Genomic DNA, 17,046 nt, shown 5'->3' with positions numbered 1-17,046 from the left:
TACCCCAGCTGCCTAGCCGCTACGCCCACCCCTCAAAAGAAAGGGGGGTGCTATTATGACACAGTCTGGAAAGCGGGAATCCAGGAAACCCTCTACCGGCGCTAATTTCATGGGCAATATCTGCTTTATTTTTCTAATGCGTTTGCCCTGGCCCTGAGACATTACTATCTTGACAATAAACAAGTATTAGTTATAGTCTAGAGCATGAAGTCAAAACTAAGGAGGTGTGTCAATGACTACAAAGCAGTTGCTGTTAGTTGTTGTATGTCTGTTGGTAATACCGTTAGCAGTGGAGGCATTTCCGCCGCCATTGGGAGGGCCGCTGCCCGCACCTGCGCCAGTAATTATGCCGCCGCCACCGGTGCCAGGAGCTTATCCGGGAGCTTATCCAGTAGCTTATAACGTGCCGGGACCTGTAGTTGTTCTGCCACCAGTGCCAGTAGCTTTTGATGTACCGGTGCTATACGCCCCGCCGCCACCACCGCCTCCGTACTGGGATGCCTTTTTCTGGCCGCTTCCGCCGCCAGCCTATTGGGTGTCTCTTGACCGTCCACACCACCGCCATCACCCTTATCGCTGGTAGAAACCTGCTGCTGATGGGCCGCTGATGGAATGTAGTGATGATGTAACAGCAAACACAGATTCCCGTATCTACGGGAATCTGTCAATACGCAGTAACCGGAGGTCGAAAACATAGAATGAGTTCTAAGGGACGCGTGCTGGTTGTCGATGACCAGCCGATTAATGTAAAACTGTTAGACACCATACTAACCCGTCTTGGCTTTGAGGTGCTGAAGGCTTACTCAGGGCAGGAAGCGCTTGATATCGTACACGATACAATCGCCGATATCATCCTCCTTGATATGATGATGCCGGTGATGGATGGACTTGAGACATGCAGGCAACTGAAAGCTGACCCGCTCACATCCAACATTCCGGTTTTATTTATCAGCGCCCTCACGGATGTATCAGATAAGGTCAACGCATTTACATACGGCGGGGTGGATTACATCACCAAGCCATTCCAAAAAGATGAGGTTGTCTCACGCGTTGAGAGCCATCTCAGGATATACCGCCTGCAAAAGTCACTGGATGAAAAAAATGCCCGTCTGCAACAAAATCAAACAGAACTGACCACCCTAAACCAGCTCCTTGCCACATATAACGATAAACTTGAGGTCATGGTCAGAGCCAGGACACAAGAGCTTAACGACGCAAACAAACAACTCACCGCCTCGCTTAAAGAAAAGGAGATACTCATTAAAGAGCTTCACCATCGGGTAAGAAATAACCTGCAAATAATTTCCAGCATGTTGAACCTCGGTCTTTCCAATATCACAAATCCTGAGTTTGCCGCCATATTCAAAAGCAGCTACTCAAGAGTAAAGGCGATAACAATATTACATGACAACATCTCCGAAAGCAGTGATTTCACTTCGGTTAATATAGAAGATTTCATAAATGTCCTTTTCGGCGAACTGGTATCCACCTACGGAACCAGACCTATACCCAGTCTAACTATAGATACAAACATGGATTCCCTCAGCATCAACCTGATGATTACGTGCGGCCTTGTTCTGAACGAATTAATCTCAAACTCACTCAGACATGCCTTTGCTAAAGACATAAAAGGCTCAATCACCATTACCTTTAACAAGACTGAACAAGGGGACTTCGCACTAACCGTAAGCGACAACGGGAAGGGATTCTCCGAAGGGATACAAAGCCCCAGCACATACGGCGGCCTGCAAGTCGTAAAAGACCTTGTGCAGAGCAAATTAAAAGGCCGGACTGTGATCAGTTTCGGGATGAATTCAGGGATCAACTCCGGCGTAGGGACCACTGTTACAATAACATTTAAAGATGCTGGCGGCAGGTACCAGAATGTAGTGTAGCCCGCCTCGCGTCTTAGTTCCTGTTATGATGACTTTGCCTTCGTATATGGAAGCAGCCCTCCGATTAATATTAACTCCCGCTCGCGGCTGTTTAAATTAGATGCACATGTAAACTGAAAGCCCGCTGTGGCGTTTTCTACGGTACAAGACTGCCCGCTTAATACCGATTCCCTTATCCCCTTTATAATTAACCTGTCCCCAACGGTTATTTTTCCAACAACACCGCTGTCTTCAAACGTAAGGGGCAATATGCCGAAATTTATCAGATTAGACCTGTGAATACGGGCAAACGATACGGCTATCACCGCCTGTACGCCGAGAAACATTGGCGCAAGCGCTGCGTGTTCTCTGGATGAGCCCTGACCGTAGTTTTCCCCCCCTATGATAATGCCACCACCTTTTGATTTGGCCTCCTCTGCACGTTTTACAAAGCCGGTGTCTATATTAGAGAATACGAACTCTGAGATTGCCGGAATATTTGACCTGAAGGGAAGGACCTTAGATCCTGCCGGCATTATATCGTCTGTGGTTATGTTGTCGCCAAGTTTTATCAGCACTTCGGCGTTTATCTCACCGTCAAGCGGGGATTTAACAGGGACTTCTTTGATGTTCGGCCCTTTTATAATTTGGGTAATCTGAACATTATCTGCTGATGGGGGGATTATCATATTGCTGCAAACTGGATACACCTTCGGCTCATCAACTGCTGGAATATTAACATCGCTCTTTAAAATATCTGTAAATTCACCCGTCACAGCAGCAATAGCGCAAGTGATGGGGCTTGCCAGATACACTGAGGCATCTTTTGTCCCTGAGCGTCCCTTGAAATTCCTGTTAAATGTCCTCACAGAGACCTGCCCGCTTCCAGGGGCGCCGCCCATTCCGATGCACGGGCCGCATGACGACTCAAGCACTCTTGCCCCTGCGGCAAGCAGTGATACGAGGCTGCCGTCTCTGGCTATCATCTCATAGACCTGGCGCGAGCCGGGATTTATCAGCAGATTAACCCTCTCTGCCACAGTCTTACCATTGAGGAGTGCAGCCACAGCGCGCATTGACTGATATGACGAGTTCGTGCAGCCGCCAATGCACACCTGATCGACCTTTGTCCCGGCAAGTTCCCTCACTGGTATGACATTATCCGGGCTGTGAGGCTGTGCAGCCATTGGCTCAACTGTACTGAGGTCAAGGTCTATGACTTCGTCGTATTTGGCGCCTTCATCAGCCTTTAACTCTATCCAACTGTCCTGTCTGCCCTGTGCCTTGAGGAATTCCAGCGTCCTCTCATCGCTTGGGAAAATCGATGTAGTAGCGCCAAGCTCCGCCCCCATGTTAGTTATTGTTGCCCTTTGTGTTACGTCTAATGAGGCAGCACCGTCGCCGCCGTATTCAAATATACGTCCTACGCCGCCTTTTACAGTGAGGCGTCTGAGTATTTCTAAAATTATGTCCATTGCAGTAACATACGGCTTGCGCAGCTGCCCTGATAATCTTATATGCGTAACCATCGGCATGTTAAGTTCAAACGGTGCCCCACCCATTACCACAGCGGCGTCAAGCCCGCCAACGCCTATGGCCAGCATACCAGCCCCACCGTTTGTAGGTGTATGGCTGTCCGTCCCCAGGGCAATCTTGCCCGGTGCGGCAAAGCGCTCCAGATTCACCTGATGACAGATACCGTTTCCCGGCCTTGAGAAATAAGCCCCAAAACGCCCCGCCGCACTCTGTAAAAAGGCATGGTCGTCTGGATTCATAAAGTTTGACTGAACCATGTTATGGTCAACATATGAGACAGCCACAGGCACTTTCACCTTGTCTATGCCTATTGCCTCAAACTGCAGCCATGCCATCGTCCCTGTTGCATCCTGCGTATATACCTCATCCACGTTTAGTCCTATAGGAACACCTGTGCTCATCTCACCATAAACAAGATGCGACTGAAAGATTTTCTCTACTATATTTAACGACAATAGACACCTCCAAAGCAATATAATGAGTATTTTAAGCCGCCGACACATAACAGGTCAAGTACGGTACACACAGGCTCATGCCTTATTTACAGCGTTCTTCTATTATTTTTATCTCATCCTCTGTCATGCCATATAGTTTATATACAATATTGTCTATCAGAATGTCCATGCTGTCGATTTTTTGTTTAAGCGGCAAGATAATTGATTTGCTTTTTGTAAATTCGTCTTCCAGCAGCTCCAATCTGTCCCTGCGCGATAAACTGACAGGGATTTTATTCTTGTTTTTCCTGAGAACTGCGATGATTACATCAAATTCGTACCTGTGATATTGCCTGAGTTGAGTTTTACCAGTTAAATCATTTATTTTGGCGCCAATTTCGAGCTCAAGCCATCTAAGAAACCCCGCCTCTTCCTTTTTTTGGGCAGTATTTAACCTGAACATCTCCCCAGCAAGAAAGGCAAGTATGTCGTGTACTGTATCACTGCGGGAGATGGAAAGCTCTTTAACTGCCATGCTCAGTATCTCCCCATAGTTACTATTTGAATAAAGTTTGTCGGTCTCTGACAAGACATCCTCTCTAACGATAACCGGCGTCGAAAAATCGACAGCAAATATGGGCAATTTCCTGATATGTTCGGGGAAGACATTAAGCTGCCCGCTGACGTATTTTATATAATAATACCCTATGAGTCTTGAGTTAATCAGCGATAAAATGAACTTTATGCTGTACTGTTCGCTAGCCTTAAGGTCGTCTTTGTAAATAATCGTATCCCTGTCATATGTCTTGCCGCTGTTGGGTTCATTCTCATTCCTTTCATAATCCACAAATTGTATCCCGCGCCCCGTCTGCAGCTCTGCGGAGACGTCTTTTAAATGAAATTTTAAGATACAATTTATCAATGAATGGTCTGTGTAATATTTCAAATTATCATACGCAGCTATTAATCCTTTCTCACCAGTTACCTCACATACGACTATTTTCTCGTTTTCAAACAGCTCAGGGAAAGCCGGCCTGTGTAATCTTTTCATATCGTAAAGAATATGACTATTTTCGTATTCGACACTATATCGCCCGACAGAGCTTCCTTTTATCGATGCCTTACAGTTTCCCATCATTTGCGGACACTGGCTGGCCTCGCAAACTCCGGCGGGATTGTTACATTTGGGGGCAGTCCCATGATAGAAAAAGTTATTTTTAATGCCTGGCTGCGCCCCCCAGCTAACATAAAGAACCCTCGAGGCAGGAAAGGACACTCTATTGACCTTATCTATTATATTTTCAATCCCCTCCGACCATTCAAATCTTATTCTAAACTCCGGCATTTTCAAGAAATCATATTGGCAGACCGATGCCTTGTCCATATCCTTCATGGCCTCGTTCAAAGGCGTTTCGACGCTTATTTCATTGCCAACGTCTGCCTGTTTATTCTCGATGACATAAATAACCGGTTTTACTGCGGCCTCGTGAAACACCTTTATGTTATTTAAATTCAAAATATTAGTTACCTTATATTCCTTAATAAACATCTCTCTTAATGACGCAGCGTAAGTCTCGCTGAGGACTTTATCAGGGACGATAAAGGAATGATAACCGCCGCGTTTGAGCAGTGTTACAGCCAACTCGCAAAACAGCACATAAAGATCAAATCGTCTCCTTGCGGTCTTGTAAGTCTTCTTTAGATATTTTATCTGCTCATCTGCTATCAGCATAATATTAATATAGGGTGGGTTTCCAATGACGCAGTCAAATCCTGGGTTGTCCATCTCACCCCTGCCGGAGTAGAAGACCTCGGGAAACTCCAGTCTCCAGTGAAAGAAGCGCTGCACTGCCGCTATTTGCAGGGCCTTTTTACATGCATCGACTACCTCTGGAAACGGCTCTTTCTCATAATTTAACGTAGAGGCCAGCTGCTCCATGCGGCTTACTATCTCACAAATATCCATGAAATGTTTAGCGGTGTTCACGTCAAATCTCCTGCGAATCGGGGCGAGCTCATCGTCAGCATCTTTGAAAAGAGCATAGCTTCTTTTTGCTTCGTCTATTGTTGAATCCGTTAGTTCCGAGACCTGTATAATAAAAGAGAGGGCGCGCTGGAATTTTGAGAATTCATTCGTATTTGGCAGTACCACGCCCGAAATATCCTGCACGCCTATCAGGCTGTTGCCGCATTTCAGGTGATGGTCGATAAATGACAGCGGGGCGCCTACGGTAAAGCAATCAAGCCAGAGCGAAAGTTTGGCAAGTTCCACGGCCATGTCATTACTATCAACGCCATATATACATCTTTTCATCACCAAACGCTTTATCAGGGTTACCTCTGTAAGTCTGCCCTCGTCAACGCGCACTCCCTGTCTTACCGTCTCTGCAATAATATCTATTTTCTGGTCATGAATCTTATTGATCACTGGATTTTCCGGGTAATCAGCGAGAAACGCTGCTATCTTATCGGAAATGAAATCCACCGTGTGAACTAAAAAATGTCCGCTTCCCATCGCGGGGTCAAGGACTTTTATGTCGAAAAGTTTTGTATATGCTGCCTCTTCCAAAGCCGTTATTTTGTCCCTATACCATTGTAATGAGGCTGCTGCCCGCTGTTTTTTAAGTGCTGTTTTGCACTGCCTAAGCTCTGAAAGCATAGCTTCTGCCTCTTTCAGTTTATTATTTAGAACAGGGGCTACAGCATGTTCAATTATAAACTGTACTATGTAATGAGGCGTATAATATGAGCCTGTGGACTTTCTCTCGTGTTTTGAGTTTTCGATGTACGCCTCTCCCTTCGGTTTCTTTTTAAATATCTTCTCCGCCTTGACAAGCGAGACCTTTCTCCAGAGAAACTTGCCATTTTCCCTGACTTCGGCTATATCCTCGTCTGCAATTTGCAGTCGAAACTCTAACAGTCCCTCATAAATATCGCCAAGATGGCGTACCCCAAGGGACGAATAATCGATAAACCGGCTGGTCAATTGTCTGTCATAGTCAGTTGTAAGCAGCTCTAGCGCCCTGGCTATGAAAGGGTCGGCGATTTTATGGTCTTTGAGTATGCCGGATTTCGACGCCTCAAATAACCCGCCGTTATATACCGGTACGTTCATACCCGGGTCGCCTTTTGATACTATTTCGAATAGCCCATCAAGTCCTGCCCAGTATCCATACCTTTGTTTACTCATTCCGGCGATTCCGGTAGTTGAAACATTATCGCTGACAGCCTCTTTTATTGACGATAGACTAATCTTCCTGTAATGGACGTTATCCATTGGAAGGAGGCTTCGGCTTTCCGCATAGAGTAAAAACAGGAGGCGGTAAAGCAGCGTCAGGCAGCCTTTAAATATCGTTTCTCTACTGTCTGGCGTTTCTTTCACAATTGAGAGTACTGTCTTTCTAAAGTGAATAAAACCCTCCGCCAGAAGCTCGAAGACCTCGTCAAATATAAGGTCTTTAAGCCTTTCGGAGACCCTTACAGCATAATCTTCTGAGCCTTTTATGTGCTGCTCAAGCCATGTTTTACCGGTGACAGGGTCTTCTATTAAGGCATCTTTAGCGAAAAAGAGGTAAAAGTACAAGAAACTCTCTATGCCACCGTTTAGAATTATCTCCTCAAGGTCAACCTCGTAATAATTCCCAGCTTTGGAGCTAGCCCTGTAATAAAACAGCCTCCAGAGTTTTCCATTGGTGACAAAGGCCCAGTTTATCAGTCCGCCGCTGTGGTAATGGACATCCTCAAGGTATTTTATTGTCTGAGCCGTGGGGTCGCGGCTGTCAATATTGTCGCCTTTGTCCGTGTCGTTGAGGCGGCGTCCCCAGTATTTTGCCTCAAGAATGGTTAATGAATCGGAGTAAAACCCCTTCAGATTGTCCTTTTTGGCGTGTGCCGCTTTGAGCGACCTGGAATCTTTAAATAAGGCGTAATCCGGCCTTTTCTTTGCGGCATAGTTACGCTGCGTAATTGGTTGCACAGAGTACTCATAACCAAGGGAAGAGATAACTGGCCTGATAAATTTATCCTCTAATTCAGCCTCTTGCCCCGGCCCTAATTTTAAATCCCTTATTTTGCCGTAAGACAGTTTTATGGATTCATATGACTCTGCGGCCTTTGGATTCAGCGGGTTCCATAGGCTGGTGCCGGGCAGGATATATTGCAGATAATTATTAGAAAAAAGGCCCTGGTTATTAAAGATGATAAGGTCAGGGTTTATTGCATACCTCCTTCAATAATCTTAATAATTCCTGAGCCGACTCCTGCTCATTCCTACAATCTCCAGCAGACATTCTCCTTCGCCATGCGCAGGACATCTTCTTTTTGTTTTTGATACCCGGGTTTGCCTAACAGACCAAAGGTATTATTTTTCCCCGCTTCAATCCATGGCTGATTAAACGGATTTACCCCAAAGAGAAAGCCCATAAATGTCGTGGAAATCTCGAAGAACATAAAAAGCTGCCCCACGTGGTAGGCATCGAGAACCGGTATCGTGATAGTCATATTGGGCTTAGAGGCGTTTGACAGCGCCAGTTCAGTGGACTTGGCGGCTGCATCAATAAGGTCATTGAGGCACTGACCAGACAGTAAACCAAACTCTTCAATTTTCTCGAATACCTTCGGGATGCGGATATTGGAGCCGTAGTCAACTATTCGGACAAAAATGACGACCTTGTCCTCAGGGCCTTCCATCCAGAGCTGCAGTTGTGAATGCTGATCAGTTGTACCAACGGCAGGATACGGTGTTATACCCAGCCCTAGCTTGCCCAGGCTTTCTGCCCAGAGCTGGCAAAACCACTCAGACAGGGATTTTAAACCATCGGCATAGGGCATCATAACATTAATAGTCCTCTTTTCTTTTACGCACATCAGGTATAACAATACTGAAAATAAATATGCCGGATTCTCCCACAACTCGGCATTAGAACACTTAGTCAATATGTCTTTAGCGCCTAGCAGCAGTTCATCAGAACTGATTCCGGCAATCTCAGACAACAGCAGTCCGGCAGGACTAAGCACTGAGTAGCGCCCTACAATGGAAGGATGCACAGGGAGGCTCATCATGTGCTGTTCTTTGACGATCTGCCTGAGAATCCCGCCTTCGGGATTTGTAGTGATGACGAATCTCTTTGCCGCCTCATCGCCGAGGTTCTTTTTCATATGTTCCCAAAAGATCATAAACGACGCAACTGTCTCTGCGGTGTTTCCTGATTTGGAGACTACATTGATGGTTGTCCTGTGAGGGTCGATTACTTCAATAATCGCCTCCAGAGTTCGCGGGTCAATGTTTTCATAAATAAATATCCTGGGGTGATTTCTGAAGTTGTGCATAGGCTGAAGCGCATCAAGTATTGCGCGAGGTCCCATGGCAGAGCCGCCTATGCCCAGGAGAATAAACAGGTCTGAGTTGCCGGTAATTTTTGCAGCCAGCTCCTTGATTTCAGACGTATCCTGATTGACAAGGTCGATAAAGGCAAGCTCATCCCATTTTCTATCATGTATTTGACTATGAGCAAAGGCGGTTTTCTCACGAATATCCTCTATTTCAACCAACGACAGGCCTTTATCTCCGATAACCTCACCGAGCATATTCCCAAAGTGCATCTCAAGCATACGGGCACCCCTCTGTGCAAATCATATTGTCGAACATTCTTACTCCCACCTGCTAATCTATCAAATCCAGCCCCAAAATGGCAATAGACTAAAATGACCCAAGTTCCGAACGCAGGACACCTGCCGATTTAAAGGGTTTTTGAGGGTAATTATGTCATCAATAAGCCTATCAATCCGGCAGGGTAAACGCATTAGTTTTAACAATTGAGTGAAATGGACAATAGTCGGTATTTCGGAGTAATCCGATGCTTATTCTCCTTCCTTTACCTTTTTCTTCCTTCCCGGCTTCTTTTTTTCAACTGTCCCCATAGCTGACTTATCCTTTGGTTTTCTACCTCTTTTTTTCACAGGAACATCTTCTTTCAAAAGGTCCATTGAGATTAAATATGCCTTTAATGCAGTATGCTCATTCATTAATGCTTCGATTTCTTCTCTCTTTTCGTTTATGATACCATCAATCTCGTTGTACCTGGATAGCGCTGCTTCATTTAGCGGATTTGAATTTGTACTCATCGTTCGTTATCTCCATTTTATTTTGTATTTTTACTACTAATTGTGTACTGTATCATAGCTGCTAAATTATTTTCAAGCGTTGTGGAGATAATAATTAAATACGATTTCCATAATTATTCCCCGATGAGGCTGCGTGTCTCGCTTGATTCAAACCTTAACATTTAAAGGAATCAGTATTAATTGAGTAGTTTATTTGGAAAATAATTTATGTCTTCCAGATCAAGCCTAGCCCCTCATGCAGTTTTAAGTATTTTAGCCTCGTCGTGGTCTTTTTTCAGTACCTGAGACTAATCAACCTCCATGCCCATCCTTTGGGCTACCCTTTTAACTAATCCCTCGCATAGGAATACGATGGACTCAACATCAAGAAATCTGTCTGCCGAGGCATCAAAGACCGACTTGAAGCGAGCAGGAAACTCTGTATCGGCAGGCCAATAAAGTAGAAGTATCGGGATTTTAGGCATCAGCTCACATATCCATGCCATTTCCGAGGCCTGTCCGGTGACTTGTACCGCTCCCAGCCCCTCAATGGCGGCAACTGCCTCCTCCGGTGATTTATTAAATAGTTCAGACATAGGCTCCTCAAACTCCTTTCTTATGGCCTCAACCTTCACACCTCCGCCTTTCAGCTCACTAAAGGATACCCAGCGTCCCGTGGGTTGTCCACTGCCACCGGTCTTGACGTATATCAGAATGAGTATCTTCTCCCAGGGTGTTACCTTGCCGTCTGAGGTAATCTCCCTATCGTTTCCCAGCTTGAAATCCCTGCCGAGGCTGCGGATACCAATACCGGTGTCAAGCACCTCTGCACCGAGGTCTGAAGCAACGCTCTTTAGGTCTATGTCTTTTATGTCTTCCCTGAGGGACTTTATTATGTTTTCACGCCAGTCAACAGTCACAATGTTGGCTGCTATCCTTTGGGTCTTATCCTTGTCCAAGTGCTGACAGTCGGTGCAATTGGTCTTTGGTAATTCCTTATATATCTCCATAGGTTTCATGACACCACCATATACCCCCTAGTTATTAGAATAAACATCTGAAATAATAACCATTTCCAGTGTATTATGTACACCCTTGCTGCCCTCCTGAGACATTGACAAAACTATCCAAATATTTTACATTAGACATACGCAATTCGCGATGAATATTGAGGAGGATGTATGAACAGCGTCGTTGATGATATATCGGCTGTAAAAAAAAGGATAACCATCGAGGCCTCTGCTATAGAAATAGAGGGGGAAATTCAAAAGTCCTTAAACGAGGTAAAGGATAGGACGAGGGTTCCCGGCTTCAGGCAGGGCAAGGCCCCCATGTCTTTAATCGAAAAACGATTCAGAAAAGACGTGGAAAATAATGTGCTTGAAAAACTGATACCACAGTACTACAAAGACGCTGTCAAGGCGGCGAATCTGACCCCTCTTCTTCCTCCGGTGATAGAGGCTCAGGACTATAAGACCAAAGGGGCACTAAAGCTGGTATGCACCGTAGAGGTGCGCCCGAAGGTTGATGATTTGGTTTATGAGGGGCTGCCCGTTAATGAGATTAATGTTGAGGTAACAGATGACGAAGTGCAGACCCAATTAAACAGGCTCTCAATGTCAAAGGCCGTTTACGTGCCAGCGGCTGAAAGACCAGTAGAAATGGATGACCTCGTCGTGCTTGATTATACCGCAGCCGGTGACGAAGAGCCGAAAACAGACCAATTCATAAAAGTTGGCTCTGAGACCTTTCCTGATACTTTTTACACGCCCATAATAGGGAAAAGCAGGGGCGATACTGCCGAGGCGGAGGTTGTCTTCCCTCCCGAACATCTAAACTCGCTCTACAGCGGTAAGACGGTGAATTTTCAAATCACCATTAAGGATATCAAGGCCCTGCAGTTACCCGCCATAGACGATGAGTTTGCCAAGGATGTTGGGTTTGATAACATAGATGATTTGCGCTCGCATATTAGTAAAACCCTTGTCGATATGAAAAGGGACAAGGCGCTGAAGGCAGAAAAGGGAGAATTGATAAAAAAGCTGGCCGATAAGTACACATTCGACCTGCCAGAGACGGCTATGAAACAGGAGATAGATAGCATCGTCAGCCATGCGAAGGAGCTTGATGCCTACAAAGATACACCAGAGGAGGAAATAAAGGCGAAGTTCCACGACGACGCCGTAAGAAACGTTAAGATAATGGTGCTGCTTGATATAATAGGTGAAAAAGAGGCGGTAAAGGTTACAGAGGAAGATATGAGGGAAAGGCTCGTATCAATGGCCTATGCCTCTTCAATGGCACCTGAGGCCCTGCTGCAGTACTATAACGCCCAGGAGGGCGCCCTTGAGAGCCTTCGCTATTCGTTATTCAGAGAGAAGGTGGTAGATTCGATATACTCTAAAGCAACTGTAGCAAAAAAGGAGGATTAATGACATTTATTCCCATGGTAATAGAGCAAACAGGCAGGACAGAACGCGCATATGATATATACTCAAGACTGCTGAAAGACAGGATAGTGTTTCTGGGCACTGCCGTTGACGATAACGTTGCTAACAGCATAATGGCGCAGATGTTGTTTCTGCAGACTGAAGACCCTGAAAAGGACATCCATCTGTACATAAACTCACCTGGGGGGCTTGTAACCTCTGGCCTTGCCATATACGATACGATGCAGTATGTGCGATGCGACATTGCGACTTACTGTACAGGGCAGGCGGCAAGCATGGGGGCGCTGCTTCTGGCTGCCGGGGCACATGGAAAGAGATTCGCACTTCCGAACTCGCGCATATTGATTCATCAGCCGATGGGCGGCTTCAGCGGTCAGGCCACAGATGTGGAAATACACGCCAAAGAGATGCTGAAAATGAAAAACACACTGAATAAAATTCTCTCCCATCACACCGGACAGCATATCGACAAAATTCACACAGATACGGACAGGGACTACTTCATGTCCGCAGAAGAGGCAAAGCAGTACGGTCTGGTTGATGAGGTTATAGTGGCTATAAAGACTGCCGATGATAAATAATCCCATTGCACATATTAATCGTGCTATAATATAAGCATGAGCAGATGTGCCAGTGCATCGACAGCAAATAGATGAGTACGGAGAGAAGACAAATGGCGAGAAAGAAAGATGAACAATTGAAGTGTTCATTCTGCGGCAAGCACCAGGGGGAGGTGAAGAAACTAATAGCCGGACCCTCAGTATATATATGCGATGAGTGCGTAGATTTATGCAACGACATAATCGCAGAGGATATGAAGATGTCCTTTACCCAAAAAGGACACAGCGGTGTCCCAACACCGGTGAAGATTCACGCATTTTTAAAGGATTATGTAATTGGTCAGGAACATGCCAAAAAGATAATCTCCGTTGCCGTCCACAATCACTACAAGCGGATATACAGGCAGAAGGAAACCGATGTTGAGCTGCAAAAGAGCAATATCCTGCTTGCAGGCCCCACGGGCACCGGCAAGACGCTCCTTGCCCAAACTCTGGCTCGCTATCTTGACGTGCCATTTACCATAGCCGACGCCACTACCCTTACAGAGGCCGGGTACGTTGGTGAAGATGTGGAAAATATAATACTAAAACTCCTCCAGGCGGCTAACTTCGATATCGAAAGGGCGCAGAAGGGTATAGTATATATAGATGAGATAGACAAGATAAGCAGGAAGTCAGACAATCCATCGATAACGCGCGACGTATCAGGAGAGGGAGTGCAGCAGGCCCTGTTAAAAATTATCGAGGGCACGATAGCCAATGTCCCCCCGCAAGGCGGCAGAAAGCACCCCCATCAGGAATACCTTCAGGTAGACACCACAAACATACTATTTATCTGTGGAGGGGCATTTAACGGCCTTGACGATATAATTGAACAGCGCATAGGGAAGAAGACAGTAGGATTTGGGGCAGAACTCTACAGCAAGAAAAAGAAAGAGAAAATCCTGAATCTGGTAAGCCCGGAAGACCTGACCAAGTATGGTTTGATTCCTGAACTAGTCGGCAGACTGCCCGTGATAGCCACGCTTGAGGCATTGAACGAAGAGGCACTGGTACAGATTCTTGTAGAGCCTAAAAACGCGCTGACTAAGCAGTATGAAAAACTGCTGCACTTTGACAATGTAAGGCTGAAGTTTACGGATAACGCCCTGCGCGCAATCGCCAAAAAGGCGATCACCAGAAAGACCGGCGCACGCGGCCTAAGGTCAATCCTCGAAGAGGTAATGCTTGACGTGATGTACGACATCCCTTCTCAAAGTGGGATCAAAGAGTGCATCATCAACGAAGAAACAATAGTTAATAACGACAAGCCGCTCCTTATCTACGAAAAACAAGTAGAATCGGCATAAGTATCAGAGGGGGAATGGGGCAGCCCCATTCCCAGGGCAAACGCAGGGGTATCAAGAATAATTTCGATTCATGGGACTAAGGTTTGCCAGATGATTACGAGAGAAGCACTATTACGGCAGTGTTCAAGAGCCATAGGTTTCAATACGTTTAGTGCTGTATTACTTTGTTTCGCTTTCTGAACACTGCCAATATATCTTTCATTCCTAATTATTGTCACCATTCTCGAAATATTAAAACATGTACTCAATATCGCCATTTCCGCATTCACACCTTTTAGCCCTCTTAGTAAAAACGCCCAACCGTTTAGGTTTCGGCCAAATGGCAATTCCACTTTTTCTTTCCGTTTCTTATATATCCTGACCCCTCTGGGGTCATATATGTTGTTTCCACTTCCTCTCTGAATATTCTCATGTTTTAACCTTATTGTTGCCCTGCCCCTTAATATAATACTTTATTAAATTACATAATAAATTATTATTCTATTTTTTTAAAAATATCCCCGCTGCCCAGCGCTACGCCCCCCTCAAAAGAAGGTGGGGGCTTTACTATTATGACACAGTCTGTTCGCTGGAATGGCAGACATAAAAATACATAGTGCGTTTGCCCTTTTTCGGAAATAATCCGGCGCAGGACTGGCAGATACACATATCTAAAAATATTTTTACAACCTATTGACAAATTGTAAATTATCTGTTTATACTAGCAACAGCGTAGTGATATGTTAAGAGCAAGAGGCGAAAGCAAGAAGAAGTGCAGAGGTTTAGTACCCATGTATGGTTCGTATGTAATCAGAGCAGTTGTTTACGTGCTTTAAAAAAAGTTAAGGGAAAGATGGTTTGCTATTGACAAATGACTTAGACGGTGTGTATACTAACTTTAGTAACACAGAGGTAAGGGTACACATGAGGCAGAGACATAAAGATGTGCAGAAGATAATCTTTGAGAAAGGGAGGTGAACACAAGAGGGTTCAACAAGCCTGCGTAGCAGGTGATACTTTGCTTACTTGTTAGGGAAAAAGTAGCTACACTAAAAATTTAGGAGGATTGTAATGAAGAGAAGTTTAATCTATGTTTTAGTCTTAGCTGTTATGTTAACAGCGCTCGGTATGTGGGGAATAAACAGCGACAAGAAGACGGCAACAGCAGCTGATACAGTCAGCTATTTTCTGCCATATTTGACAACTGACACAAATGCACCTGTATACTGTATGGTGTCGAACATGGCAACCCCAACAAACGCCAGCACATCAAACGATGACAACGTAACCACTATTAATTTCACAGTATTGTCGAACTCAAATGGTAACGCCTCCAGAGCCGCTGCCAGCGTAGTAAACGCTTCAGCATATAAGATAGCGATGAGAAGAACAAGGTTGATGACGTTTTCTGGACAGGCTATAACAGTTGACGGTTCACAGACACATGACCTTACCAGCGACACTGGCACAGGGACAGTAGCAGGATACGGCGGAAGGCTTGACTTTATCGCAGCAAGTTCGGTTGGTGCGCCGTTTGGTGTAGCTGGTGTAGCTGGCCAAACAAACACTCTGCGTTCAACGTTTAACTGCTCAACGGTAGGCATGGCATGTTACCAGGGTACCACTTCTCCAAAGCGTAATGTAGTTGGTTACAGCTGTTCTGATAGCGGGCTTTTCACTGGTACAGCAACGCCTTCACCTATCGGTGGAGTATACGCATACTAAGACTAACATAGCATAACTGAAAAGGCAGGGCATCAAGCCCTGCCTTTTTTTTGCCTTGTAAACGTGAAGGCTGCTTAGTAAAGTTTGCTCCAAAGACCGTATAACAACAATAGCTCTTCTTGATCTGATAACGTGTAACCCTAAAAAAAGTAGTTCACTCTGACTGTCATGCCAGCAAATACTGGAACACAGGAAAGTAGAGATAGGCAAATTCAGCACAATCATTCAGATGCGATTGCCATAATCAACATGTGCCAATGTTGCTTGGCTATATATGCCGATGTTGTGGAATATGACGCTGAAAAACTATTCAAGGATATGGACTGTTACAATGCTATTTTATTTTAATATTACTAATTTATTTTACATTTATTTTACTAGGCCAAAAAGTTTAGCGATGAGGTCAAGGGCCTTTGGGTTGGTCAAAAGCATAACGAATAGTAAGATTAGAAAATAAATTCTCGTTTTCAAGTCCATAGCCGTTAATCTCTCGTTTAAGCGTCCTTCAACGGCAGTAATTCTCTAGTTAAACCTGCCTTCCAACTTTGCTAAATCTTCTTTAGTGGTCAGCTCTTTAGTTAACTCCTCTTTGATCTCGGCCTTCTTTTGAACAACGACGGCTTCTGACCTTTGTTCTATTGCATCGAAAGAGGCCAATATGATTTTCCCAACCTCACGGGCATCATCCTTGCCGACCTTTTTTTCAAGCAGGTCATATATCTCTATCGGTAATGTTGCAGGCATAATACTACTGTAACTCAACAACTGAGAGAAAAACAAATAAATCCAGGGCAAACGCATTTGGGTGGAAATGCTTATACTTTTAGCTCCGACCAATGGCTTCCTGGATGCCAGCTTTCGCTGGATTCCCTGAAAGCATCGGTTGGAGCTAAGACTATAGGCAATTTCTGCCTAATCTTTCAAATGCGATTGCCCTGGCTGACGCACCAGGGCAATCGCATTAGAAACTTACACCCGCTAATCCCTCTCCTGGATTCCCGCTTTCCAGACTGTGTCATAATAAAACCAGTCAGCCC

Annotated in this window: 13 protein-coding genes; 5 read left to right on the top strand and 8 right to left on the bottom strand. The window is 45.2% G+C overall.

Going from position 1 to position 17,046, the window contains the following annotated elements:
* Nucleotides 1-344: 344 nt before the first annotated feature.
* On the bottom strand, nt 345-668 hold the full coding sequence (locus ASN18_RS17205; protein WP_157072926.1) for a hypothetical protein: 324 nt from the start codon (nt 666-668) through the stop codon (nt 345-347).
* A gap of 30 nt (nt 669-698) precedes the next feature.
* Between ASN18_RS17205 and ASN18_RS09765 the strand changes: the two genes are divergently transcribed.
* Nucleotides 699-1,895: a response regulator gene (locus ASN18_RS09765; RefSeq protein WP_085052563.1), complete on the top strand. Its 1,197-nt coding sequence runs from the start codon at nt 699-701 to the stop codon at nt 1,893-1,895.
* 23 nt (nt 1,896-1,918) lie between these two features.
* Here ASN18_RS09765 and ASN18_RS09760 read toward each other — a convergent pair whose 3' ends face one another.
* The 5 genes from ASN18_RS09760 to ASN18_RS09740 all read right to left on the bottom strand — a co-directional run bounded on the left by ASN18_RS09760 (nt 1,919) and on the right by ASN18_RS09740 (nt 10,965).
* Entirely contained in the window at nt 1,919-3,865 is a 1,947-nt protein-coding gene (locus ASN18_RS09760; protein WP_157072925.1) for an aconitate hydratase, read from the bottom strand.
* Nucleotides 3,866-3,947: 82 nt separating this feature from the next.
* Nucleotides 3,948-7,820 carry an Eco57I restriction-modification methylase domain-containing protein gene (locus ASN18_RS09755; protein WP_085052561.1) on the bottom strand — a complete coding sequence of 1,291 codons (3,873 nt, stop codon included), beginning with the start codon at nt 7,818-7,820 and terminating at the stop codon, nt 3,948-3,950.
* Between the two features lie 293 nt (nt 7,821-8,113).
* Nucleotides 8,114-9,454, bottom strand: coding sequence for a phosphoglucose isomerase-related protein (locus ASN18_RS09750; protein WP_085052560.1), 1,341 nt, complete (start codon nt 9,452-9,454; stop codon nt 8,114-8,116).
* 249 nt (nt 9,455-9,703) lie between these two features.
* Nucleotides 9,704-9,967, bottom strand: coding sequence for a hypothetical protein (locus ASN18_RS09745; protein ID WP_085052559.1), 264 nt, complete (start codon nt 9,965-9,967; stop codon nt 9,704-9,706).
* 287 nt (nt 9,968-10,254) lie between these two features.
* Complete coding sequence (locus ASN18_RS09740; protein ID WP_085052558.1) at nt 10,255-10,965, bottom strand: DUF3786 domain-containing protein; 711 nt, start codon at nt 10,963-10,965, stop codon at nt 10,255-10,257.
* Between the two features lie 162 nt (nt 10,966-11,127).
* Between ASN18_RS09740 and tig the strand changes: the two genes are divergently transcribed.
* The 4 genes from tig (at nt 11,128) to ASN18_RS09720 (ending at nt 16,009) form a co-directional block, all read left to right on the top strand.
* On the top strand, nt 11,128-12,378 hold the full coding sequence (gene tig / locus ASN18_RS09735) for a trigger factor (RefSeq protein WP_085052557.1): 1,251 nt from the start codon (nt 11,128-11,130) through the stop codon (nt 12,376-12,378).
* Entirely contained in the window at nt 12,378-12,977 is a 600-nt protein-coding gene (gene clpP, locus ASN18_RS09730) for an ATP-dependent Clp endopeptidase proteolytic subunit ClpP (protein WP_085052556.1), read from the top strand. Before tig ends, clpP begins: the two co-directional genes overlap by 1 nt.
* A gap of 92 nt (nt 12,978-13,069) precedes the next feature.
* Nucleotides 13,070-14,305, top strand: coding sequence for an ATP-dependent Clp protease ATP-binding subunit ClpX (gene clpX, locus ASN18_RS09725; protein WP_085052555.1), 1,236 nt, complete (start codon nt 13,070-13,072; stop codon nt 14,303-14,305).
* 1,050 nt (nt 14,306-15,355) lie between these two features.
* Complete coding sequence (locus ASN18_RS09720) at nt 15,356-16,009, top strand: hypothetical protein (protein ID WP_085052554.1); 654 nt, start codon at nt 15,356-15,358, stop codon at nt 16,007-16,009.
* A gap of 369 nt (nt 16,010-16,378) precedes the next feature.
* Here the strand turns inward: ASN18_RS09720 and ASN18_RS18130 are convergent, their stop codons facing one another.
* Both ASN18_RS18130 and ASN18_RS09715 read right to left on the bottom strand, forming a co-directional pair.
* Nucleotides 16,379-16,528, bottom strand: coding sequence for a hypothetical protein (locus tag ASN18_RS18130; protein ID WP_492208003.1), 150 nt, complete (start codon nt 16,526-16,528; stop codon nt 16,379-16,381).
* Nucleotides 16,529-16,531: 3 nt separating this feature from the next.
* Nucleotides 16,532-16,753 carry a hypothetical protein gene (locus tag ASN18_RS09715; protein ID WP_085052553.1) on the bottom strand — a complete coding sequence of 74 codons (222 nt, stop codon included), beginning with the start codon at nt 16,751-16,753 and terminating at the stop codon, nt 16,532-16,534.
* Nucleotides 16,754-17,046 lie beyond the last annotated feature (293 nt).

This window comes from Candidatus Magnetominusculus xianensis, from assembly GCA_001541255.1.
Taxonomy (GTDB): domain Bacteria; phylum Nitrospirota; class Thermodesulfovibrionia; order Thermodesulfovibrionales; family Magnetobacteriaceae; genus Magnetominusculus; species Magnetominusculus xianensis.
This window is presented reverse-complemented; position numbering and strand designations above follow the sequence as displayed.

Coding starts and splice junctions, on each gene's coding strand:
- ASN18_RS09765 (WP_085052563.1), top strand. CDS start 699: ATGAGTTCTAAGGGACGCGTGCTGGTTGTCGATGACCAGCCGATTAAT.
- ASN18_RS09745 (WP_085052559.1), bottom strand. CDS start 9,967: ATGAGTACAAATTCAAATCCGCTAAATGAAGCAGCGCTATCCAGGTAC.
- ASN18_RS09720 (WP_085052554.1), top strand. CDS start 15,356: ATGAAGAGAAGTTTAATCTATGTTTTAGTCTTAGCTGTTATGTTAACA.
- clpP (WP_085052556.1), top strand. CDS start 12,378: ATGACATTTATTCCCATGGTAATAGAGCAAACAGGCAGGACAGAACGC.
- tig (WP_085052557.1), top strand. CDS start 11,128: ATGAACAGCGTCGTTGATGATATATCGGCTGTAAAAAAAAGGATAACC.
- ASN18_RS09740 (WP_085052558.1), bottom strand. CDS start 10,965: ATGAAACCTATGGAGATATATAAGGAATTACCAAAGACCAATTGCACC.
- ASN18_RS09750 (WP_085052560.1), bottom strand. CDS start 9,454: ATGCTTGAGATGCACTTTGGGAATATGCTCGGTGAGGTTATCGGAGAT.
- ASN18_RS09715 (WP_085052553.1), bottom strand. CDS start 16,753: ATGCCTGCAACATTACCGATAGAGATATATGACCTGCTTGAAAAAAAG.
- clpX (WP_085052555.1), top strand. CDS start 13,070: ATGGCGAGAAAGAAAGATGAACAATTGAAGTGTTCATTCTGCGGCAAG.